The organism is Kitasatospora sp. NPDC050543 (assembly GCF_044457565.1).
In the GTDB taxonomy this organism is placed as follows: domain Bacteria; phylum Actinomycetota; class Actinomycetes; order Streptomycetales; family Streptomycetaceae; genus Kitasatospora.
The window spans coordinates 262,329-285,476 of sequence record NZ_JBITGZ010000009.1; the positions used below are offsets into that span (position 1 = coordinate 262,329).

The following is a 23,148-nucleotide window of genomic DNA, read 5'->3' on the forward strand; positions in this document are numbered from 1 at the left end:
CCTCGGCCCTTCCCTCGGCCCTTCCCCCGGCCCGTCCGGCACCCCGCCTGCGACCCCTTCGCCCACCCCGCGCCGCCCCGCCCGCGGCCCCCGCCCGCCGCCGTCCGCAGTTCGCCCAGAAGGCCCGTTTCGGTCCTTGTCGGTGCGAACCCCTAATCTTGTCCACCGTGACCGTCATCGCTGACCAGCCCACCGAGCACGGGCCCCGGCCGCCCGCCGGGGCCGCCCGGCCCGCGCCCGGCCCCGCCGCCGACGAGGGCCTCGCCCGCCGGCTCAAGGCGCTGGCCTGCACCGCCCCGCTGCACGACCTCGACAGCCGCAAGGTCAACCTGGCCGGCGAGTACGGCGGCTACGCCATGGCCGAGGTCGGCCTGGCCGCGATCGACCTCGTCACCCTCCACATGGACTTCGACACCGGCGCCGACCGCGACCTGGTGCTCGCCCGCCTGCTGCCCAGGGTCGCCGCCCAGAGCCCGGCCAGGCCCGGCGTCGAGCACGAGCGCGTCGCCCGCTGGGTGCTCGAGTCGCTGATCAACGTCGGCAGCGTCGACCGCGGCTTCCGCGCCGTCTACGGCACCTTCGGCGCCGACGGCGAGTACGTCCGCCGCGACTACGACTTCAAGCTGATCGAGGAGGTGCCCGGCCCCGACGGCGGCGTCTACCTGCGCACCACCGACGAGGCGGTCAACGTCCTGGTCGGGGCGCTGGACACGGACGTCACCTCCGCCCAGATCGCCGCCGAGGTCAAGCTGGAGGTGCTGATCCGGCGCGGCCGCCTGGCCGACGCCCAGCTCGCCGCCGAGCAGGCCCGCTACCGCACCGTCCAGTACGCCGAGACGCTGCGCCGCGCTCTGGACGCCACCCGGCGTAACGTACGCGCCGTCGACTGGATGCAGACCATCCCCGACCTGATCGACGAGGCGCTCGACCACATCGCCGACCGGTACCGGCACGAGAACGCGATCCTCACCAACATCCGCCGCGCCCGCGACGAGGCCGAGGACCAGGAGCACAAGCGCCGCGCCGCCGAGCTCGTCGACATCGTCAAGGACTGCATCCGCCGCCACACCCAGCTGCAGACCCGCCTGCTGGAGGCCGGCCCGCTGTTCCGCGCCGAGCAGGACCGGCAGGCCTTCGCCACCCCGGGCCTGCGCACCGGCATCGACCTCTACGGCCAGCTGCTCGCCCCCCTGCTCCGGCTGCCGGTCGAGCAGGCCACCCGCCCCACCGACGCCTTCTTCGCCCGCGGCACCGGCCTGCGCACGCCCACCTCCGTACGCGTCACCGACCTGGTCGACCTGCTGCTCACCCCGCCGGTCGAGCGTGAGCACCTCGGCGCCGAGCTGCCCGACCCCGACCTGGTCGCCACCCCGGACGACAGCCGCTTCTCCGAGACGCAGCTGGAGGCCGCCCTGGAGCTGCTCGACCTGCCCGCCGACGCGCCCCGGCGGCTGTCCGGCCTGCTCGCCGAGGCCCGCCGCCAGGACCCGGACCTCCCGTACCTGGTCGCCCTGCTGGCCGTGCACGCGGCCAGCCCGCCGGTCGGCACCGCCTACCGGCAGGGTGAGGAGCGCCTGCTCTTCGCCGTCGACGACGGCACCCAGCTGCGGGACGCCGAGTTCGGCGGCGCCGACCTCATCGTCGGCAGCGCCCTGCTGGACGCGGCCGGCATGGCCGCCGACCGGAAGGACGCGAGCTGATGCAGCGCGAGCAGTTGACGGACCGCCGGTCGCAGAACCACCCCGAGGAGCACCGCCCGTGACGACCCACCACGACCTGTCCTGGGCCGCCGAGAGCGAACCCGCCCCCGCCGCGATCACCCCGGCCGACGTCGCCGACGCCGCCCGCCTGGTCTCCTTCGGTCTCCAGGCCAAGCTGCTGCCGGCGCGCGACGTCGAGTACGCGGAGCTGGTCCGCCGCCACCGCGAGGACCAGGCCTTCGCCCGGCTCGCCGACGCCGTCGCCACCGGCATGGGCCTGGTCGTCCTGGAGGTCTCCCCGCGCGCGGGGATGGCCGTCGCCGCCGCCGAGGACTCCGTGTTCGCCGTCCGGATGGGCGACTACGCCCGCCGCGCCGCCACCGAGACCACCGACCGCTTCCTGCACGGCCTCGCCCACCTGGCCGTCGCCGCGATGGCCTTCCCCCGCCCCGAGGACCTCGCCGACGACGGCTACCTCGGCCGGATCACCGTCAACGGCATCGACTCCTTCGTCCGCCAGGCCTGCCGCCGGCTGGAGGAGCAGGCCGACGCCGAGGGCACCAACACCGACCCGCACAGCGACGCACCCGGGCTGGAGGCCGCCTGGCGGGTCTGGGCCCGGCGCACCGCCACCGGCGCCACCAAGGACGCCCGCCGGCTGTCCGGCTCCACCATCGGCATCGTCGGCAAGGCCGTCCTCTTCCTGGTCGACTCCGGCTTCCTGCAGAAGACCTCGGACGACGCCGGCGGCACCTACCGCACCACCGCCCGCTACCAGCTCCAGGTCCGCGACCTCGCGAGCAGCGCCGCCATGGCCGAGCTGCTCGACCTCGGCATCGTCGCGGTCAGCGACGGCACCGCGACCCTGCTGCCCGCCGACCGGAGCGAGGAGCTGGTCGCCGACGCCGGCCTGCCCTTCCACTCGCTCTGACCGGGCCGCCGGCGAGAGCGCCCCACCGCCCGGCCCGGCCGGCCGCCTGCGCCACCGGCCCGTCCGCCGTCACCCGCCGTCCGCCGTCGCCGCCCGCCACTTCGCGCCAACGCCCCGCCTGCTACTGGAGAACCGCCGCACATGTACGAGCTCAACCGGGTCCGCCTGTACTCCATCGGACCGGCCGGCGCCCGCTACGCCGACACGGTGCTCGACCTGCGCGGCGTCGGCGAGCCGGTGCCCGACCCGGCGCCCCAGCAGCCCGGCCTGTTCGGTGAGGAGCCGGACGGCCCGCCCCGCCGGCCCGCCCCCGCCGGTGTGCTCTTCCTGGAGAACGGCGGCGGCAAGTCCGTCCTGCTCAAGCTGATCTTCTCGGTGATGCTCCCCGGCCACCGCAACACCCTCGGCGGCGCCAGCTCCGGAGTGCTGCGCAAGTTCCTGCTCGCCGACGACTGCGGCCACGTCGCCCTGGAGTGGCAGCACACCCTCACCGGCGAGCTGATCGTGGTCGGCAAGGTCAGCGAGTGGCGCGGCCGCCAGGTCTCCTCCGACCCCCGTAAGTTCGCCGAGACCTGGTACTCCTTCCGCCCCGGCCCCGGCCTGACCCTCGACTCGCTGCCCGTCGCCGAGCGCGTCAGCCTGGCCGGCGACCAGCGCGCCCGCGGCCGGCGCCGCACCATGAAGGGCTTCCGCGACGCCCTCACCGAGGCCGCCAAGGCCCACCCGCACCTGGGCCTGACCTTCGAGGACATCCACGACCGCTGGAACGAGCACCTCGGCGAGCTCGGGCTGGACCCCGAGCTCTTCCGCTACCAGCGCGAGATGAACGCCGACGAGGGTGAGGCCGCCGGCCTCTTCGCGGTCAAGCACGACTCCGACTTCACCGACCTGCTGCTGCGCGCCGTCACCGACACCCGGGACACCGACGGCCTCGCGGACCTCGTCCACGGCTTCGCCGCCAAGCTCGGCCGCCGCGCCGAACTCACCGCCGAACGCGACTTCACCGCCGGCTCCCTCGACCTGCTCCAGCGCATCGTCGACGCCACCACCGCCCGCGAGTCCGTCCGCGAGACGCACCGCACCGCCGAGCGCCGCACCCGCCGCCTCGCCCACGCCCTGACCTCCCGCGCCGCCGCCGAACGCGACCGCGCCCAGGACCTCGCCATCGAGGTCGCCGCCGCCGCGAGCGCGGTCACCGCCGCCGAGAGCGACCGCACCCGGCACTCCCTGATCACCGCCGAACTCACCCACCGCCACGCCACCCTGGGCCTCGCCGCCGCCACCACCGAGGCCGCCGCCCTGCGCCGCGAGCTGATCGAGGCCCGCACCCTGCACTCCGCCTGGCAGGCCGCCGAGGCCGTCCTGCGCCACCGCGCCGCCGCCGACCGGGTCGCCCGGGTCGCCGCCGCCATCCGCGAGGCCGAACTCGACGCCGCCCCGGCGCTCGCCGCCCGCGCCAAGGCCGCCGGCGCGCTCGCCCGCGCCCTGGAGAGCGCCGCCACCGCCGCCGAGACCCGCGCCGACCAGGAGGAACTGCGCGCCGGCGAGCTCCAGTCGGACGGCGCCAAGGCCCAGTCCGACGCCACCGAGGCCGCCACCGCCGCCCAGAAGGCCCGCAGCGAGGCCGACCACCTGCGCCAGCGCCTCGCCGAGGTCGAGCAGGAGACCCAGGCCGCCGTCGCCTCCGGCTGGATCGACGGCGGCGACGAGGCGGACGGCACGGCAGGCGACCCGGCCCGCGCCGCCCTGAACGCCGCCGACGCCGAGAAGGCCGCCACCGCTGCCCTCGACCAGGCCCGCGCCGCCGCCGAGCAGTCCGCCGCCCGAGTCCGGCAGGCCGCCGCCCTCCAGGCCAGGGCCGAACTCGCCGCCGCCCGCGCCAGCGACGCCCGGAAGGGCGCGGGCGCCGCCCTCGCCGCCGAACAGCGCACCGCCGCCCTGCTCGCCGCCGAACCCAGGCTCGCCGAACTGCTCTCCCTCACCCCGTACACCGAGGGCGCCGACGAAGCCGCCGGCTTCCTCACCCCCGCCGTACTGGACCGCAGCGCCGAGACCCTGCGCGAGCTGCTCGACCAGTCCGTCGCCACCGCCGAACGCACCCTCTTCGACCTGCGAACGGCCGCCGCCGACGACTCCCGCATCCTCGCCGCCCTCGGCGACGGCGGACTGCTGCCCCCCGGCCCGGACGTCCTCGCCACCGTCGAGTACCTCGGCGAGCACGGCATCCCCGCCCTGCCCGGCTGGCGCTACCTCGCCCAGTCCGTCGACCCCGCCGACCACGACGCCATCCTCGCCGCCCGCCCCGAACTGGTCGACGGTGTCGTCGTCACCGACCCAGGCTCGCTCGACCGCGCCCGCGAGGCCCTCCAGGCCGCCGCCCTGCTGCCGCGCTCCACCGTCGCCGTCGGCACCGCCGCCGCCCTGATCGCCCCGATCACCGGCCAGCCGGCCTTCTTCCTCGTGCCGCCGAACCCGGCCATGCACGACGAGAGCGCCGCCGACGACGAACGCCGCGAACTGCGCACCCGCGCCGCCGCCCGTGAGGAGCACATCCGCGAACTCGCCGCCCGCCTCGGCGGCGACCGCGCCCTGGCCGCCCGCCTCGCCTCCTGGCACGCCCAGTGCCCGCCCGGCACGCTCGCCGAACTCGCCGCCGCCGCCGAGGCCGCCCGCGAGCACGCCGAGCAGGCCGCCGCCGAACTCACCACCCTGCGCGCCGAGCACGCCGAGGCCGAGAGCGACCACGCCGCCGCCGCGTCCGCGCACGAGGAGCGCCGCGAGGCCGCCCAGCACACCCGCCGCCGCGCCGACGCCCTCGCCGGCCTCGCGTTCCGGCTGCGCGAACGCGCCAACTGGACCAGGTCCCTGCGCGAACTCGCCGAGGACGCCACCGAGTGCGAGCGCCGCCAGGCCGTCTGCGCCGAACGCGCTCGCACCTGCGACGAGGACCGCCGCGCCGCCCAGCGCGCCGCCGACGACGCCCGCCGCACCGTCCGCACCCTGCGCGCCGAACGCGCCGAACTGTCCGTCACCGACCTCACCGACCCCGGCGAGCAGACCCCCAGCTCGCTGCCCGCCCTGCGCGAGGCCTACCGCGCCGCCTCCCAGCTCTACGAGAAGGTCGGCGTCGGCGCCGACCTGCGCGCCGAACAGGCCCGCGCCGAGGGCGACGAGGCCGCCGCAGCCACCGAACTCGACCGCCTCACCAACAAGGTCCGCACCCGCGCCGAGGAGCTGCTCGCCAGCCCCGACGGCGCCGACGGCCCCGCCCGCCAGGCCGCCGCCACCCGCGCCGAGGAGCTCGTCGCCACCATCGAGGCCCGCTCCGCCGCCGCCAGCGAACAGCTCGGCCGGCTGCGCGGCGAAGCCGAACGCTCCGCCCCCGCCACCGGCGAGGCGCACACCGACCTGCCCGAGGACCTCGTCCCCACCGACCCCGAGCACGCCCAGGCCCTGCTGCGCACCGCCACCACCCGCCTCGCCGAACGCCGCGAGCGCCTGGAGACGGCCCGCACCGAGTACGCCGACCTCCAGCGCACCTTCGAGGCCGCCCAGAGCGCCGCCGCCGACTTCGAGGAGAGTGCCGGCCAGCTCCGCGACGGCCTGCGCGAACACCAGGACGAGCCCGAGCAGCCCGTCGAGCCCTACCTCGGCAGCCTCGCCGAGGCCCGCGCCGGCGCCGCCGAGACCCGCCGCACCCTGCGCACCGCCGCCGCCGAGCTCTCCGGCGCCGAACTCGCCGTCCGGGACGCCGCCGACGCGCTGATCCGGCACGCCAACGCGGCCCGCTACGAGGCCGTCCGCACCCCCGCCCGCCAGCAGATCCGCGAGCTGCCCGCCGCCGCCCTGCCCGACCACGCCGCCGCCTGGGCCATCGCCTTCGCACCGCGCCTGCGGGTGCTCTCCGACGAGCTGGAGCAGCTGGAACGCAACCGCGGCAGCATCATCGACCGGCTGCGCGGACTCGTCGAGACCTCCCTCGCCACCCTGCGCGCCGCCCAGCGCCTCTCCCGGCTGCCCGAGGGGCTGGGGGAGTGGTCCGGCCAGGAGTTCCTGCGCATCCGCTTCGACGACCCGGACCAGACCCTGCTGGTCGAGCGGCTCGGCGAGGTCATCGACGAGGCCACCCGCGCCGCCGTCCGCAAGAACTCCGACCTGCGCCGCGACGGCATGTCCCTGCTGCTGCGCGGCGTCGCCGCCGCCATCGGCCCGCGCGGCGTCAGCGTCGAGATCCTCAAGCCCGACGCGGTGCTGCGCGCCGAGCGGGTCAGCGTCGGCCAGATGTCCGACGTCTTCTCCGGCGGCCAGCTGCTCACCGCCGCCATCGCGCTCTACTGCACGATGGCCGCGCTGCGCGCCAACGACCGTGGCCAGTCCCAGTTGCGGCACGCCGGCACGCTGTTCCTCGACAACCCGATCGGCCGGGCCAACGCCACCTACCTGCTGGAGCTCCAGCGGGCCGTCGCCGACGCGCTCGGCGTCCAGCTGATCTACACCACCGGCCTCTTCGACACCACCGCCCTCGCCGAGTTCCCGCTGGTCATCCGGCTGCGCAACGACGCGGACCTGCGGGCGGGGCTGAAGTACATCTCGGTGGAGGAGCACCTGCGCCCGGGCCTGCCCGCCCCGCAGGACCCGGACGGCCCGGCCATCCACGGCGAGATCACCGCCACCCGGATGTTCAAGCGCCCGGCGGAGGCCCCCACGTCCTGATCCGCCACCCGCCGGTGACCTGGCGCGGCCACTGGCCTAGCGTAGGGCGCATGCTGACGATCGCTCACTTCAGTGACATCCACCTCGGCCAGGAGTACCAGGGGGACGGCGGCGCCCGCGCCAGGGCCCGGGCCGAGCAGGTCATGGCCTACCTCGGGCGGATGCCCGGGCCGCTGACCGCCGTCCTGGTCACCGGGGACATCGCCGACCACGGCGCGCCCGCCGAGTACGAGCTGGCGGCCAAGGTGCTGGCCTCGGACCTGCCGGTGCTGACCTGTCCCGGCAACCACGATGTGCGCGCCCCCTACCGGCGGGGCCTGCTCGGCGAGGAGACCACCGAGGCCGGTGCCGAGCCGGCCGACGGACCGGCCGACGGGCCGGTCAACCGGGTGCACCAGCTGCCCGGCGCCACGCTGCTGCTCTGCGACTCCTCCATCCCCGGCCGGGACGACGGCCTGCTGGACGAGCAGACGCTGGCCTGGCTCGACCGCAGCCTCGGCGAGGGCCCGCAGGACGTGCCCGCACTCGTGGCCTTCCATCACCCGCCGGTCGTGCTGCACCTGCCCTACGTCGACCCGATGCGCCAGTTCGGCGAGGAGCGCCTCGCCGAGGTGCTGGCCCGCCACCCCCGGGTCGCGGGCCTGCTCTGCGGGCACTCGCACACCGCGGCCGCCACCACCTTCGCGGGTCTGCCGCTGCTGGTGGCGCCCGGGGTGGTGTCCACCGTGGCCATGGCCTGCGAGGGCGGGCCGGACATCAGCTTCGACCAGCCGCCGATGGTCGCGTTCCATCTGCTGGAGGACGACGGCCGGCTGACCACTCACCTGCGCGTCGCACTCTGACGGCGGCCGGGCGGGCGGTCGCCCGGGGCCCGGGGCAGTCGGTGCGTCCGGGCGTCTGGGTAGTCGGTGCGCCCGGGCTGCGCTCAGAACGCGAACACCGGTCCGGTGGCCAGTTCCAGGGCGCACTCGTTGCCGAACCTCCGCTCCCACTGCACCGGCCGGCCGCGCCACGCGCCCGCCGCGCTCGCCATGACCGGCCGGTGCAACTGGTAGCAGAGGCCGTCGGACGGCGGCAGGCCGGCCGGATCGCCGTCCGCGGCGGCGAGCGCGACGCAGGCCTCCGCGACCCTGGGGTGGCTGCCGCCGTCCGGTCCGCAGAACAGCTCGACGGACCGGCTCCGCCCCTTGCCGCTCCCGTGCCGGCCCCCGGGGCCGTCGTAGGGGTCGTCGGGTGTGGCGCCGAGCCGCTCGGCCGGGCCGGGCTGCTGCTCGATGGTGAGCACCAGCCCGGCCTGGCCGGCGGGGACGGCCGCCGGTGCCGGGGTCGGCCAGGCGAGGACGGAGAGCAGCGCGGCCGCGGTGGCGGCCCGTACGCGGAGAGGAATCACGGCCGAACAGATATCAGCGCGACGGCTCCCACGTCGTCTCCGTCACCCGATGGTGGGCGGGGCGCCCGTCAGGCTGACGGCCGCTCACACTCCGCAGCCCCCGCGCCCGGCCGCCGTCCGCGCTCACACCCACAGGTCCCGGGTGGGCCGCGCAGCCGCCCGCTCGCCGCCTGGTCGCAGCGGCCCCCGCGGCGGGGCGATCCGGCCCAGGCCGCCGGTGGCCTGGCTCCCGTCGGCCTGGCTCCCGTCGGCCTGGCTCCCGGCCATCGGCGAGGCCGAGTTGGGGCCGCGCCTTCGCTGGGCGGCGATCTGGCGGGAGATCATGATCTCCAGCAGGCTCCAGGTCGTGCCGAACACGCCCAGTGCCACCACCATCAGAGCCGGCGTCAGCAGCCAGCTCCCGGCGTAGGACGCCAGTGTCGCCAGCATCAGGCTGACCAGGGTGCAGGACAGGCACATCCAGGCCCGGATCGCGGCGGCCCGCACCTCGTCGGGCAGTCGGCGGCGTACGGCGGACATCGGCGGCCCCCAGGCGCAGTCGGGGTTGAAGTCGGGTCGCGCGCCGGGTGCCTCGTGCGCCCGGTACGCAACAACCTGCCCGTTCGGCGGAGACCTATGCGTCCAAAACCTGCGGTCTGTCGCCAAATCATGTGATCTGCCCCAATCGGGCACCGGCTCGCGCGCCCGGTCGGCTACGGAGGCGCGGCTCAGCCGAGCCGGCGGTCCAACTCCTCCAGTGCCCCGACGACAATCGTGCGCATCGCCAGCTCCGCGTGCGCGGAATCGCCCGCGCAGATCGCCTCGGCCACCTCGCGGTGCAGCCGGATCGCGTACGGCTCCGCAGGGAGGCGGCCTGGGCGGTGGGCTCGGCGGGGCGTGGGGGCGGACGAGCCGCGATCGCCCGCCCACCGGGCCCGCCGCCCGATGCCCGCGGAGCGCACGCGGGCTCCTCGGGCACGGGTACGCCGAGGGGCGGGCAACCCCACCCGGGTGCCCGCCCCTCGGCCCGACAGCCCACGGGCCGTCAGCTCCGCGTCACCGCGGCCCGCTTCTGCTACCTCTGTTACCGCTACTTCTTCGCCCGCTCGGCGAGGAAGTCCTCGACCTGCTGGCGGATCTCCGGCGTGTCCAGGCCGCGCACGGTCATCGTGGTGCGGCGGCGCAGCACGTCGTCCGTGGTGTACGCCCACTCGCTGTCGGCGGCGTAGGCGACCTGGGCCCAGACGTCCGGGCCGTCGGCGTGGATCGGCTCGCCCAGCTCGGGGTGCTCGGCGATCATGCGGGCGATCTCGAAGGAGAGCGTGCCGTAGTGGCTGGCCAGGTGCTTGGCGACCAGCGGCTCCATCCGGGAGCCCGGCTCACGGTCGATCAGCAGGCGGTGCGCGACGGCGTTCGGCGCCCCGACGCCCGGCAGCGGCACGGTGGCGGCGATCGGCGACATGTCCTCGCCGAGGCTGGTGCCGGGCACGTGCGCGAGCTTCTCCAGCACGGTGCGGCCGATGTGGCGGTAGGTGGTCCACTTGCCGCCGGCGACCGACAGCATGCCGCCGCGGCCCTCGGTGACGACGGTCTCGCGCTTGGCGGCCGAGGTGTCGCCGGGGCCGCCGGGCAGCACCCGCAGGCCGGCGAAGGCGTAGGTGATCAGGTCGCGGTCGAGGTGCTCGTCGCGGATCGCGTGGCCGGCCTCGCCCATGATCTGGTCGATGTCGGCCTCGGTGGCGCGTACGTCCTGCGGGTCGCCGGTGTACTCCTCGTCCGTGGTGCCGAGCAGGACGTGGTCCTCCCACGGGATGGCGAAGGAGACGCGGTACTTGTCGATCGGGATGGTCAGGGCCGCGCGCCACGGCGAGCGGCGCTTGACGACGACGTGCGCGCCCTTGGAGAGGCGGATGCTGGGCGCCGCGCCGGCGTCCTCCATCCGGCGCAGGTGGTCCACCCACGGGCCGGTGGCGTTGAGTACCAGGCGGGCGTTGACGCCGAACTCGGTGCCGTCCAGGCGGTCCTTGAGGTCGGCACCGGTGACCCGGCGTCCGGTGAAGCGCAGGCCGGTGACCTCGGCGTGGTTGAGCACCACGGCGCCGGCGTCGACGGCCGCGCGCACGGTCATCACGGCGACCCGGGAGTCGTTCATCTGGTGGTCGCCGTAGACGGCGACCGAGCGCAGGCCCTCGGTGCGCAGCGCGGGGACCTGCTGGGCGGCGTGGGCGGCGGTGGAGACCCGGCCCATGCCGTCGCGGAAGGCGGAGAGCGCGGAGTAGAGGAAGACACCGGCGCCGAGCTTGGTGGCGCCGTGCGGGCCGCCCTTGTAGACCGGGACGAAGAAGGTCAGCGGGTTGACCAGGTGCGGGGCCACGTCGGTGGCCAGCACACGGCGCTCCTTGTGGTTCTCCGCGACCAGCTTCACGGCGCCGGTCTGCAGGTAGCGCAGCCCGCCGTGGACCAGCTTGGAGGAGGCGCTGGAGGTGGCGCCGGCGAAGTCGCCCGCGTCGACCATGGCGACCTTGAGGCCCGCCTGGGAGGCGGTCCAGGCGACGGCCGTTCCGAGGATGCCGCCCCCGATCACCAACAGGTCGTAGGTGGCCTTGCCCAGCAGCTCGCGGGTCTCGGCACGGGAGGCGGTGCGGCCGGCGGTGCGCTCGGCGCCCAGGGTCGGGATGGTTGCCATGGTGTGTTTACGGCGGCCGGTGCGGGCGGTGCGCCGTGTCTCCTCTCGGGTTGTGCGGTACGGCCCCGTCAGGGGCCGGGCGGGCCCTGGTCCGGGCCCGGAAACAGCGCTGGCCGGTCGGGGCCGCTGCTGGCCCCGACCGGCTGTACGGTCAGCTCTCCTCGTCTTCCTCCACCCAGCCCATGGTGCGCTCCACGGCCTTGAGCCACTTCTTGTACTCGCGCTCCCGGGTGGCGTCGTCCATGCGCGGCGTCCACTCGGCGGCGCGGTGCCAGTTGGCCCGCAGGGTGTCCAGGTCCGGCCAGAATCCGACCGCGAGGCCGGCCGCGTAGGCCGCACCGAGGGCGGTCGTCTCGGCCACGTAGGGCCGCTCGACCGGGGCGTCCAGGACGTCCGCGATGTTCTGCATCAGCAGGTTGTTGGAGGTCATGCCTCCGTCGACCTTGAGGGCCGTCAGCTCGACGCCGGAGTCCTTCTGCATGGCGTCGACGACCTCGCGGGTCTGCCAGGCGGTGGCCTCCAGAACGGCGCGGGCCAGGTGGCCCTTGGTGACGTACCGGGTCAGGCCGGCGATCACACCGCGGGCGTCGGAGCGCCAGTACGGGGCGAAGAGGCCGGAGAACGCCGGGACGAAGTAGGCGCCGCCGTTGTCCTCGACGGTGGAGGCGAGGGTCTCGATCTCGGCGGCGGTGGAGATGATGCCGAGCTGGTCGCGCAGCCACTGCACGAGCGAGCCGGTGACGGCGATCGAGCCTTCCAGGGCGTAGACGGGGGCCTGGTCGCCGATCCGGTAGCCGACGGTGGTCAGCAGGCCGTGGTAGGAGTTGACGACCTTCTCGCCGGTGTTCAGCAGCAGGAAGGTGCCGGTGCCGTAGGTGGACTTGGCCTCGCCCTCGCTGAAGCAGGTCTGGCCGAACAGCGCCGCCTGCTGGTCGCCCAGCGCGGAGGCGACGGGCACGCCCTCCAGGTCGCCGACGGCGGTGCCGTAGACCTCGGCGGAGGAGCGGATCTCCGGCAGGACCGTCAGCGGGACCTGCATCGATTCGGCGATCTTCTCGTCCCAGGCGAGGGTGTGCAGGTTCATCAGCATGGTGCGGCTGGCGTTGGTGACGTCCGTGACGTGCTTGCCGCCGTTGACACCACCGGTGAGGTTCCAGATGACCCAGGTGTCCATGGTGCCGAAGAGGATGTCGCCGGCGTCGGCGCGCTCGCGCAGGCCCTCGACGTTGTCCAGCAGCCAGCGGATCTTCGGACCGGCGAAGTAGCTGGCCAGCGGGAGGCCGGTCTCGCGGCGGAAGCGGTCCTGGCCGACGTTGCGGCCGAGCTCGCGGCACAGGCCCTCGGTGCGGGTGTCCTGCCACACCAGCGCGTTGTGGACGGGCTCACCGGTGTTCTTGTCCCACAGGACGGTGGTCTCGCGCTGGTTGGTGATACCGATCGCGCGGATGTCGTCCTTGGTCAGGCCGGCCTTCTCCAGCGCGCCGCGCACCACGGACTGGACACGGGTCCAGATCTCGGCGGCGTCGTGCTCGACCCAGCCGGGCTGGGGGAAGATCTGGCTGTGCTCCTGCTGGTCGACGGCGACGATCCGGCCGTCCGCACCGAAGATGATGCAGCGGCTGGAGGTGGTGCCCTGGTCGATCGCGGCGATGTAGTTGCCAGTGGACTCGGCGGCGGTGCCAGTCGTGGTCATGAGGTCCTCGGCTCGGAATGAGGGATTCGGTGGGGAAGCGGGCCTGACGCTCGGTCAGTCCCCGCACTCAGGCGTCGGGCAAACCCGGGGTGGCGGGCTCAGAAGGCGAGGTTGTAGATCCCGCCGGCCAGCAGGCCGCCGATGACGGGGCCGGCGACCGGGATCCAGGCGTAGCTCCAGTCGGAGCCGCCCTTGTTCGGGATCGGCAGCAGCGAGTGCACGATGCGCGGGCCCAGGTCGCGGACCGGGTTGATGGCGTAGCCGGTCGGGCCGCCGAGCGAGAGGCCGATGCCGACGACCGTGAAGGCGACGATCAGGATGCCCAGGCCCGAGGTGCCGAGGTCGGCGTTCAGGCCCTGGGTGAGGATCGCCAGGCACAGCACCAGGGTGCCGATGATCTCGGTGAGCAGGTTCTGGATCGGGTTCCGGATCTCGGGACCGGTCGAGAAGATGCCCAGGGTCGGCTCCTCGTTGGCCTGGAACTGGCCGAGGTAGGTGAGCCAGACGAGGACGGCGCCGATCATCGCGCCGAGCATCTGGGAGCCGAGGTAGAGGGGGACGTTGCCCCACTCGCCGCTCTTGACGGCGATGGCCAGGGTGACGGCCGGGTTGAGGTGCGCGCCGGACTTCGAGGCCGACATGTAGGCGGCGATCATGACCGCGAAGCCCCAGCCGAAGGTGATCGCGAGCCAGCCGGCGTTGATCGCCTTGGACTTCTTGAGCGTGACGGCGGCGCAGACGCCACCGCCGAGGAGTATCAGGGCGGCGGTGCCGAGGGTTTCGCCGACGAAGATGTCGCCGTTGGAGAACGCGGACACAAAGACTCCTTTGTCCGTATGGCCCGGAGCAGGTGGGGGAGGGGGTGCTGTCGCGGTGGGGGGACACCGGGACGGGCCGGCCGCCTCCCGTCCCGGGGACGCGGCCTGGCGATGGAGACCGATTCTTATCGGCCACCGTTCGACAATGTCGACCGCCATGCGGAAGCTTCCCCCTCCCGTCGGTCCCGCGTCAAGGCCGGTGATACTCCTGTGACCGATGACTCGCGAGGATCATGAACTTCCCGCGAAAGTAGCACCCGAATGGCCTCAAATTCGGGCAAAACGCCAAGCGCGGACAGGCGATCGCCTGTCCGCGCCGGACGCCGGGAACTGAGGGTGGAACAGGGGCCGCAGGGCCCGTCAGAAGCGCCCGGCGCCCAGGTCGCGGGAGATCGCGCGGGCGGCGCTGCGCACCGAGACCACCAGCGAGGGCCGTACGAAGCCGTCCTCGCAGACCCGCTCGACCGCGCCGCTGATGCACACCGCACCCACCGGGTTGCGCCGCCGGTCCTGGATCAGCGCGCCGATCGAGGCGACCCCCTCCCAGGTCTCCTCGATCGCCCCGGCCCAGCCGCGCTCACGGGTCAGCGCCGCCTCGGCGTCGACGTCCGCCAGCTCGGTCAGCGTGCGCGAGGTGTACGCCTCCAGCGGCTCCTCGCCCAGCTCGCCGCGTGCCACCGGGTCGTACGCCAGCAGCACCTTGCCCAGCGCCGTGCTGTGCAGCGGCTGCATCGAGCCGACCTCCAGCACCTGGCGGGTGTCGTCCGGGCGGAAGACGTGATGCACGATCAGCACGCCCCGCTGGTGCAGCACGCCCAGATAGACCGTCTCGCCCGACGCCCTGGCCAGGTCGTCGGCCCACACCAGCGCCCGCGCGCGCAGCTCGTGCACGTCCAGATAGCTCTGCCCCAGCCGTAGCAGCTCGGCGCCCAGCTGGTACTTGCCGCTCTCCGGATCCTGCTCGACGAAGCCCTCCTGCTGGAGCGTGCGCAGGATCCCGTGCGCGGTGCCCTTGGCGAGGTCCAGCGCCGTCGCGACCTCCGACAGGCCCAGCCGGCGCTCACCGCCGGCCAGCAGGCGCATGATCGCGGCGGCCCGGGAGAGCGACTGGATCGGGCCGGGCATTGGATACCTCCACGGACAGGCGGTCGACATTGTCGACCGCAGTGGTAACGGCATGAGTCTGCCAGGCCGGAGCGGCCGTGTGCACCTTCCCCCCTCACTGAACCGCCCCCGGTGCGCCCCTCAGGTGCCCCCGCGCACCCCGGACACCCCTCCCGCGCGCCCCCTATGCCCCCCTTGTGCCGGCCGTATCCGCCACACCCGACCCGCCGCCCGCCACACCCGACCCGCCGCCCGCGCCACCCGACCTGCGCGCGCCCGCCACCTCGGCGGCCAGCTCGGCGATCTCGGCCGGGCCGACCCGGCAGCAGCCGCCGACCAGCCGGGCGCCGTCCGCCAGCCAGCCGCGCACCCGCTCCGGCCGGAACGTCGACCCGCCGGCCCAGTCGCGAGCCCGCGCATCCCACCGCTCGCCGCTGTTCGGGTACACCACCACCGCCTTGCCCGTCACCCGCGCCGCCACCGCCACCGCCAAGTCCGCATCCGCCGGCGTGCAGCAGTTCACCCCGACCGCCAGCACCTCCGGCACATCGGCCGCCGGCCCGAACGCCTCCTCCAGCGGCTGCCCCGCCCGGGTCCGCCCGCCCTCGACGCTGAACGACAGCCAGGCCGGCACCCCCAGACCCCGCACCGCCCGCAGCAGGGCCCGCCCCTCGTCGGCGTCCGGCACCGTCTCCAGCGCCAGCACGTCCGGGCCGGCCGCCACCAGCGCCTCCAACCGGGGCCGGTGGAAGGCCTCCAGCTCGGCCACGCTCAGCCCGTACCGCCCCCGGTACTCAGAGCCGTCCGCCAGCACCGCCCCGTACGGACCCACCGAGGCCGCCACCCACAGCGGCCCCGGCCCGGCCGCCCTTGCGGCGGCCTCCCGCGCCAGCTCCACGCTCAGCCCCAACAGCCGCGCAGCCCCCGCCCGGCCCACGCCCCGGTGGGCGAACCCCGCGAAGCTCGCCTGATAGCTCGCGGTGATCGCCACCCGCGCGCCCGCCTCGAAGTACGCCAGATGCGCCCGCGTGAGCGCCTCCGGCTCGTCCGCCAGCAACCTGGCCGACCAGAGCTCGTCCGACAGATCGTGCCCCGCCGCGGCGAGCTGGTTGGACAGGCCGCCGTCCAGCACCAGCGGCCCGGCGGCCAGCGCCGCGGCGAAGTCCGCCGGTCGGGCGGACGGGCCACCGGGCGGGGGAGCGACGGACATCGGGCCTCCTCGGGAATCACGTCTGGCCGCACCCTACGTCCGCCGCCGCCGCACCCGCAGAACCTCCGGCCGCCCCTCCCGGGGCCCGGGCGGAAAACCGTTGGCGGGCTGTCACCGGCGTGTACTAGGTTGCACTCAACCCGAGAAGAACCGGACCGGGCGGGCAGTACGGAGCGATGGAGAGGAGCCGGGCCATGGCACCGCAGCAGCCGCCGGACAGCACGGCCGAGCAGGAGTGGCTCGCCTCGTACGACCCGCACGCCTACGCACCCGTCGCGGTCACCGTCGACGTGGTCGCCCTGACCCTTCGCCACGGCAGCCTGCACGTCCTGCTCGTCGAGCGGGCCGCCCCGCCATACCAGGGGTACTGGGCCCTGCCCGGCGGATTCCTGCGCGCCGGGCAGGAGAGCCTGGACGAGGCCGCCGCCCGCGAGCTGGCCGAAGAGACGGGCCTGCACGGCACCGCCGACGCCGAGGCCACCCTCAGCCGGGTGCACCTGGAGCAGCTCGGCAGCTACGGAGCCCCGGAGCGCGACCCCAGGATGCACGTCGTCTCCGTCGCCTACCTGGCCTTCGCACCTGACCTGCCCGACCCGCAGGCCGGCAGCGACGCCGCAGCGGCCGCCTGGCACCCGGTCGCCACGCTCGACGGCCTGCCCAGGCCCACCGAACCAGCCGGCGCGCCCGCCGAGACCCACGGGGGTGGCTTCGACGGGCGCGCCGGCGCCCACCCCACCGCCGACGCTGGCGACGCTGACACCGCCGCCGGCACCCCGGGCTTCCACGGCGACGGCGCCGAGAGAGCCCAAGCGGCCCGCACGCCCACACCAGTCGCCTTCGACCACGCCCGCATCCTCGCCGACGGGCTCGACCGCGCCCGCGCCAAGATCGAGTACAGCCCGCTGGCCACCGCCTTCCTCGGCCACGACTTCACCATCCCCGAGCTGCGCGCCGTCTACGAAGCGGTCTGGGACGAGAAGCTCCACCCCGGCAACTTCCACCGCAAGGTCCTCTCCGTCCCAGGCTTCGTCGAGAGCACCGGCACCACCACCGAACGCGGCGGCAGCCGCGGCGGCCCGCGCGCCCGCAACTACCGCGCCGGTGACGCCCACCAGCTCCACCCCGCCCTGCTGCGCCCCACCCGCGAGGACGAGATCCGTTGAACGCCGAGCTCCCCTCCGCCGGCCCCGAACTCGCTACCATCCACCCCATGACCACCGACGCGCCCGACAGAGCGGCCAACCGGCCGAACTCCCACTGCCACTGGTGCGGTACGGCCTACCCGCCGGGCACCGTCGCCTGGCCGCGCACCTGCCCCGGCTGTGCCGAGATCAGCTACCGCAATCCGCTGCCCGTCGCGGTCACCGTGCTCCCCGTCGACCTCCCCGAGGGCGGCCAGAAGCTCGTCGTCATCCGCCGCACCATCGAGCCCGGCTACGGCGAACTCGCCATGCCCGGCGGCTACGTCGACTACGGCGAGAGCTGGCAGCAGGGCGCCGTACGCGAACTGCGCGAGGAGACGGGCATCCTCGCCGACCCCGCCGACGTCACCCTGGCCGCCATCGACTCCGACCCCGCCGGTCGCTTCCTCTTCCTCTTCGCTCTCCTCCCCGCCCGCGCCCTCGCGGACCTGCCCCCGTCCGAGCCCACCGAGGAGACCGACGGCTGGCAGCTCGCCGACGCCGCGACCCCGCTCGTCTTCCCCTCCCACGCCCGCGTCCTGCGCTCATGGTCCTCCGGCGAGTTCGCCCACCTCTGACCCGCCGCGCACCCGCCCCCCTCCACCCCGCCACCGACGCCGCGCGCGAGGCAGACCCTGGCGCACGGGACGATCACATGGCAGGGTCTGCACCGTCAGCGCCACTCGGACGGGCCCGCCACCAGCACTCCCCGTCCCCATCCTTCGGCCGGGAGACCACCAACGTGAGCACCCCACCCCAGGACCAGCCGCTCTGGCGGCCCCACCCCGCCACCGCCGCGGCCGCCCAGATCACGGCCTTCCAGGCCTGGGCCGTCGAGCACCACGGCGCCCCGGCCGCCCCCCTCGCGCCCACCACCGGCGACGACCAGGCCGCCGCCCGCTACGCGGCCCTGCACACCTGGTCCACCGAGGACCTCGACCGCTTCTGGACCGCCGTCACCGAGTGGTTCGACATCCGCTTCTCCACCGCACCCGAGGCCGTCCTCGCCGACCAGGCCATGCCCGGCGCCCGCTGGTTCCCCGGCGCCCGCCTCAACTACGCCGAGCACGCCCTGCGGCACGGCGAGCCCGCCCCCGACGGCGCGCCGAGCCCCCACGCCGACCAGCCCGCCATCCTGCACCTGGACGAGACCACCGACCGCCCGGTCACCCTCACCTGGGCCGAGCTGCGCCGCCAGGTCGGCTCCCTCGCCGCCGCCCTGCGCGCCCAGGGAGTCGGCCCCGGCGACCGCGTCGGCGCCTACCTGCCCAACATCCCGCAGGCCGCCGTCGCCCTGCTCGCCACCGCCGCCGTCGGCGCCGTCTGGACATCCTGCGCCCCCGACTTCGGCGCCCGCAGTGTCCTCGACCGTCTCCAGCAGATCGAACCGGTCGTCCTGTTCGCCGTCGACGGCTACCACTACGGCGGCAAGGACCACGACCGCACCGACGTGGTCGCCGAACTGCGCCGCGAGCTCCCCTCGCTGCGGACCGTCGTCCACGTCCCGCTGCTCGGCGCGCCCGCGCCCGACGGCGCGCTGCACTGGGACGACCTCATCGCCGCCGACGTCGAGCCGGTCTTCGAGCAGGTGCCCTTCGACCACCCGCTCTGGGTGCTCTACTCGTCCGGCACCACCGGCCTGCCCAAGGCGATCGTCCAGAGCCAGGGCGGCATCCTGCTGGAGCACCTCAAGCAGGCTGGCCTGCACCTTGACCTCGGCCCCGCGGACCGCTTCCTCTGGTACACCTCCACCGGCTGGATGATGTGGAACTTCCTCATCGCCGGCCTCCTGGTGGGATCCACGATCGTCACCTACGACGGCAGCCCCGGCCACCCCGACACCGGCGCCCTGTGGTCCGTCGCCGCCCGCACCGGCGCCACCGTGCTCGGCACCTCCGCCGCGTACGTCATCGCCAGTCGCAAGGCCGAGCTCCACCCCGGCCGCGACCTCGACCTCTCCGCCGTCCGCTGCATCGGCACCACCGGCTCGCCGCTGCCACCCGACGGCTTCCGCTGGATCTACGACGAGGTCAAGGAGGACGTCTGGCTCGCCTCCGTCAGCGGCGGCACGGACGTCTGCAGCTGCTTCGTCGGCGGCGTCCCGACCCTCCCGGTGTACCTCGGCGAGATCCAGGCCCCCTGCCTGGGCGCGGCCGTCGAGTCCTGGGACGTCCAGGGCCGCCCGCTGGTCGAGGCGGTCGGCGAGCTGGTCGTCACCAAGCCGCTCCCGTCCATGCCAATCGGCTTCTGGAACGACCCCGACGGCGCGCGCTACCGTGACAGCTACTTCGAGATGTACCCGGGCACCTGGCGCCACGGCGACTGGATCACCGTGACCGAGCGCGGCACGGTGATCATCCACGGCCGTTCCGACTCCACGCTGAACCGTCAGGGCGTCCGGATGGGCTCCTCCGACATCTACGAGGTGGTCGAGCGGCTCCCCGAGATCGCCGAATCACTGGTCATCGGCCTGGAGGAGGCCGAGGGCGGCTACTGGATGCCGCTCTTCGTCGTCCTCGCCCCCGGTGCGAAGCTGGACGACGACCTCCGCGCCCGCATCCGCACCTCGCTGCGCGAACAGCTCTCCCCCCGCCACGTCCCCGACGAGGTCATCGCCGTCACCGGCCTGCCGCACACCCTGACGGGTAAGCGCATCGAGGTCCCGGTCAAGCGTCTGCTCTCCGGCACCCCGCTGGAGCAGGCCGTCAACCCGGGCTCCGTCGACAATCTCGACCACCTGCGCTTCTTCGAGCAGCTCGGCCGCGACCGCCGCGGCTGACCCCCGGCACAACAGAGGAGGGATGCTCCCGAAACCCTCGGTGGGAGCACCCCTCCACTGCAGACCCTTCGGCCTCACCCGTCCCGCCGGGCGACTACTCGCCCGAGAGCACCTGCTGCGCGGCGGCCCGCGCCTCGGCGGCGCTGTCCGTCGCCCGCGCGGCCTCGGCGGCCCGTCGGCACTGCGCCAGCGTGTACTTGGCCAGCGCCGAGCGGACGTAGGGGATCGACGCCGAGCCCATCGACAGGCTGGTGACACCCAGACCCGTCAGCACACACGCGAGCAGCGGGTCGGCGGCGGCTTCACCGCAGACGCCGCAGCTCTTGCCCAGAGCCCGGGCGGCCTCGGCGGAGAACGCGATCAGGTCCAGCAGCGCCGGCTGCCAAGGGTCCTGCAGCCGCGCCAGCGCACCGACCTGGCGGTCGGCAGCGAAGGTGTACTGCGCCAGGTCGTTGGTCCCCAGCGACAGGAACTCCACCTCCTGGAGGATCGCGCGGGCCCGCAGCGCGGCCGACGGGATCTCGACCATCGCCCCGAACTTCGCCTGCAACCCCGCCTGGCGGCAGGCGTCCGCGAAGGCCTTGGCGTCCTGCCGGTCGGCCACCATGGGGGCCATCACCTCAAGGTGCACCGGCAGCCCCTCGGCGGCCTTCGCCAGCGCCCGCAGCTGGGTCTGCATCACGCCGGGGTTCTCCAGCAGCGTCCGCAGCCCGCGCACACCGAGCGCGGGGTTGGGCTCGTCCGCCGGAGTCAGGAAGTCCAGCGGCTTGTCGGCACCCGCGTCCAGCGCCCGGACCACGACCCGGCCCTCGGGGAACGCCTCCAGCACCTTGCGGTACGCCTCGACCTGCTTCTCCTCACTCGGCGCCTTCGCCGAGTCGTCGAGGAAGAGGAACTCGGTACGGAACAGCCCTACGCCCTCCGCACCGTTCTCCAGCGCGGCCGGCAGGTCCGCCGGACCACCCACGTTGGCCAGCAGCGGCACCCGGTGCCCGTCCGAGGTCTGCCCCGGCCCGGACGAGGAGGCCAGCGCCGCCCGGCGCTCGGCGGCGACCCGGCGCAGCTTGTCCTGCTTCTCCTGCGACGGCTCCACCAGCACGTCGCCGGTGCTGCCGTCCACGGCCACCACGACACCCTCGGCCACCCCCGTGGCACCCGGCAGCGCGACCACGGCCGGCACACCCATCGCCCGGGCCAGGATGGCGCTGTGGCTGGTCGGCCCGCCCTCCTCGGTCACGAAGCCGAGCACCAGGGTCGGGTCGAGCAGCGCGGTGTCGGCCGGCGCGAGATCCCGGGCGAACAGCACGTACGGTTCGTCGCTGTCCGGCACACCCGGCATCGGCACGCCCAGCAGCCGCGCGACGATCCGGTTGCGCACGTCGTCCAGGTCCGCGACCCGCCCGGCCAGGTAGTCACCGGCCGATGCCAGCAGTGCCCGGTACGCGGCGAACGCGTCGTAGACGCCCCGCTCGGCACTGCTGCCGACGGTGATCCGGCGTTGGACGTCGGCCATCAGCTCGGGGTCCTGGGCCATCAGCGCCTGCGCCTCGAGGACGGCCTGTGCCTCGCCGCCGGCGAGGTTGCCGCGCGCGATCAGGTCGGCGGCCACCGCGTCCACCGCGGCCTGGGCCCGGGCCTGCTCGCGAGGCGCGTCCGCAGTCGGAATCTGCGTGGCCGGCGGCTCCAGGACAGCCGTCCCCATGTGCCGTACCTGGCCGATCGCGACCCCGTGGCTCACGCCGACGCCGCGCAGAGTCTTCTCCATCTTCCGATTCCTTTCACCCGACTCTTGGCGGACCACTACGTTCCGTCTGTCCTTGAGTGCCGGGCAGGGGGCTTGTCCGTCATGGGATCTGTACAACGGCCGGGTGAGATGCCCGCCTGGGCGGAGGGCGAGGAGTCACGTCACCGCCCAGGCGGGGCAGGTGATGGCCGCTCCTGGCGGGGTGCTGCGGTCAGCTCCAGCTGAACAGGGCGTCGCCGGCGGCGACATCCCCGTCCTCCCGGACATCGCCGAGCGCGTCGGCGGTGGCCTCGAGCGCGACGATCGGCGAGATCGGGGATTTGCCCGCCGCCTCGACCGCGGCCGGGTCCCACTTGATGACGGCCTGGCCACGGGTGACGGTGTCCCCCTTGTTGACCAGGAGTTCGAAGCCCTCACCGTTCAGCTGCACCGTGTCGATCCCGAGGTGCGTCAGTACACCGTGACCGTCGGCGTCCACCACGACGAACGCGTGGGGGTGCATGGAGACGACAACACCGTCCACCGGAGCGACGGCCTCGGTGGGCTGACGCACAGGGTCGATCGCGGTGCCGGGACCGACCATGGCGTCGGAGAAGACGGGGTCGGGCACGGCGGCGAGCCCAACGGCGCGGCCGGCCAGCGGCGACGTCACAGTGGTCATGGTTGGAGCCTCCCAAATGCGCAGTACACCGTGCGGCCGCAGGGAGCGGCAGGCATCGGCTGAAGCCTAAATTATGTCAACTCCGGACATCTGCTGACATACCAGCGCACGAAGCCGGCGGCCCCGCAACTGCCCGTGCCGAGTCGTCGGAGCGGCGGTGCGACTGCCCTTCGGTCGCAAGTGGTCTAGTCCTCTTGGTCGACGCGCCGAACTCTACGGCATCCGGGCGAGCCGGGACCATCGTGCGGAGGGGTCGAACCGACTCACCGCTGGCCCGAGTGGGTGACCCCGGTGCGGCTCGATTAGGCGCAACGCCCAGGACGGGCTATCGTTGCTCAGGTCGCCGCGAGGTGATGGTGAACTCCGAATGTCGGAAACGCAAAGCTCTGGTTAAGACCGGGTAAACGGATCTGATAGGCTGAGGACACGAAAGAGCGAAGCGCCCGGAGAGTTCACGAGAGTGGCTCGAAGGAAGTGTCCGTTCCTTGAGAACTCAACAGCGTGCCAAAAGTCAACGCCAGATATGTTGACATCCCCGGCCTGGACCGTTCGGTCCGGG

General features: G+C 74.2%; 17 protein-coding genes. 7 read left to right on the plus strand and 10 right to left on the minus strand.

Annotated elements, in window-relative coordinates; genetic code table 11:
- Nucleotides 1-167: 167 nt before the first annotated feature.
- The 4 genes from ACIBH3_RS14750 (at nt 168) to ACIBH3_RS14765 (ending at nt 8,186) form a co-directional block, all read left to right on the plus strand.
- Entirely contained in the window at nt 168-1,700 is a 1,533-nt protein-coding gene (locus tag ACIBH3_RS14750; protein WP_396312321.1) for a hypothetical protein, read from the plus strand.
- A gap of 58 nt (nt 1,701-1,758) precedes the next feature.
- Nucleotides 1,759-2,631, plus strand: a complete 873-nt coding sequence (locus ACIBH3_RS14755; protein WP_396312322.1) for a hypothetical protein — start codon at nt 1,759-1,761, stop codon at nt 2,629-2,631.
- A 141-nt stretch (nt 2,632-2,772) separates the two neighbouring features.
- On the plus strand, nt 2,773-7,344 hold the full coding sequence (locus tag ACIBH3_RS14760; protein ID WP_396312323.1) for a hypothetical protein: 4,572 nt from the start codon (nt 2,773-2,775) through the stop codon (nt 7,342-7,344).
- Between the two features lie 50 nt (nt 7,345-7,394).
- Nucleotides 7,395-8,186: a metallophosphoesterase gene (locus ACIBH3_RS14765; protein ID WP_396312324.1), complete on the plus strand. Its 792-nt coding sequence runs from the start codon at nt 7,395-7,397 to the stop codon at nt 8,184-8,186.
- 83 nt (nt 8,187-8,269) lie between these two features.
- On the opposite strand, the gene ACIBH3_RS14770 is transcribed toward ACIBH3_RS14765, so the two are convergent.
- The 8 genes from ACIBH3_RS14770 to mmuM form a co-directional block, all read right to left on the minus strand.
- Nucleotides 8,270-8,734, minus strand: a complete 465-nt coding sequence (locus ACIBH3_RS14770; RefSeq protein ID WP_396312325.1) for an SSI family serine proteinase inhibitor — start codon at nt 8,732-8,734, stop codon at nt 8,270-8,272.
- A gap of 123 nt (nt 8,735-8,857) precedes the next feature.
- The gene (locus tag ACIBH3_RS14775; RefSeq protein ID WP_396312326.1) at nt 8,858-9,253 is read right to left on the minus strand and encodes a hypothetical protein; all 396 of its coding nucleotides are present in this window, start codon (nt 9,251-9,253) and stop codon (nt 8,858-8,860) included.
- A 188-nt stretch (nt 9,254-9,441) separates the two neighbouring features.
- Complete coding sequence (locus ACIBH3_RS14780; protein WP_396312327.1) at nt 9,442-9,675, minus strand: hypothetical protein; 234 nt, start codon at nt 9,673-9,675, stop codon at nt 9,442-9,444.
- A gap of 128 nt (nt 9,676-9,803) precedes the next feature.
- Nucleotides 9,804-11,399, minus strand: a complete 1,596-nt coding sequence (locus ACIBH3_RS14785; RefSeq protein WP_396312328.1) for an FAD-dependent oxidoreductase — start codon at nt 11,397-11,399, stop codon at nt 9,804-9,806.
- 151 nt (nt 11,400-11,550) lie between these two features.
- Nucleotides 11,551-13,092: a glycerol kinase GlpK gene (glpK, locus tag ACIBH3_RS14790; protein ID WP_396312329.1), complete on the minus strand. Its 1,542-nt coding sequence runs from the start codon at nt 13,090-13,092 to the stop codon at nt 11,551-11,553.
- Nucleotides 13,093-13,190: 98 nt separating this feature from the next.
- Entirely contained in the window at nt 13,191-13,910 is a 720-nt protein-coding gene (locus ACIBH3_RS14795; protein ID WP_396312330.1) for an MIP/aquaporin family protein, read from the minus strand.
- A gap of 360 nt (nt 13,911-14,270) precedes the next feature.
- A complete protein-coding gene (locus ACIBH3_RS14800) occupies nt 14,271-15,035 on the minus strand; it encodes an IclR family transcriptional regulator (RefSeq protein WP_396312331.1) in 765 nt (254 codons plus the stop codon).
- A gap of 163 nt (nt 15,036-15,198) precedes the next feature.
- Nucleotides 15,199-16,224 (minus strand): homocysteine S-methyltransferase, encoded by a 1,026-nt coding sequence (gene mmuM / locus ACIBH3_RS14805; RefSeq protein ID WP_396312332.1) that lies wholly within the window; start codon nt 16,222-16,224, stop codon nt 15,199-15,201.
- A 194-nt stretch (nt 16,225-16,418) separates the two neighbouring features.
- Here mmuM and ACIBH3_RS14810 point away from each other — a divergent pair, with 194 nt between their 5' ends.
- The 3 genes from ACIBH3_RS14810 to ACIBH3_RS14820 all read left to right on the plus strand — a co-directional run bounded on the left by ACIBH3_RS14810 (nt 16,419) and on the right by ACIBH3_RS14820 (nt 20,184).
- Nucleotides 16,419-17,387, plus strand: coding sequence for an NUDIX domain-containing protein (locus ACIBH3_RS14810; protein ID WP_396312333.1), 969 nt, complete (start codon nt 16,419-16,421; stop codon nt 17,385-17,387).
- Nucleotides 17,388-17,434: 47 nt separating this feature from the next.
- Nucleotides 17,435-17,983 (plus strand): NUDIX domain-containing protein, encoded by a 549-nt coding sequence (locus tag ACIBH3_RS14815; protein WP_396312334.1) that lies wholly within the window; start codon nt 17,435-17,437, stop codon nt 17,981-17,983.
- Between the two features lie 164 nt (nt 17,984-18,147).
- Nucleotides 18,148-20,184 (plus strand): acetoacetate--CoA ligase, encoded by a 2,037-nt coding sequence (locus tag ACIBH3_RS14820; protein WP_396312335.1) that lies wholly within the window; start codon nt 18,148-18,150, stop codon nt 20,182-20,184.
- A gap of 94 nt (nt 20,185-20,278) precedes the next feature.
- On the opposite strand, the gene ptsP is transcribed toward ACIBH3_RS14820, so the two are convergent.
- Together ptsP and ACIBH3_RS14830 are read right to left on the minus strand one after the other, a co-directional pair.
- A complete protein-coding gene (gene ptsP, locus ACIBH3_RS14825; RefSeq protein WP_396312336.1) occupies nt 20,279-21,949 on the minus strand; it encodes a phosphoenolpyruvate--protein phosphotransferase in 1,671 nt (556 codons plus the stop codon).
- 190 nt (nt 21,950-22,139) lie between these two features.
- Nucleotides 22,140-22,589 carry a PTS glucose transporter subunit IIA gene (locus tag ACIBH3_RS14830; protein WP_396312337.1) on the minus strand — a complete coding sequence of 150 codons (450 nt, stop codon included), beginning with the start codon at nt 22,587-22,589 and terminating at the stop codon, nt 22,140-22,142.
- Nucleotides 22,590-23,148: the final 559 nt, after the last annotated feature.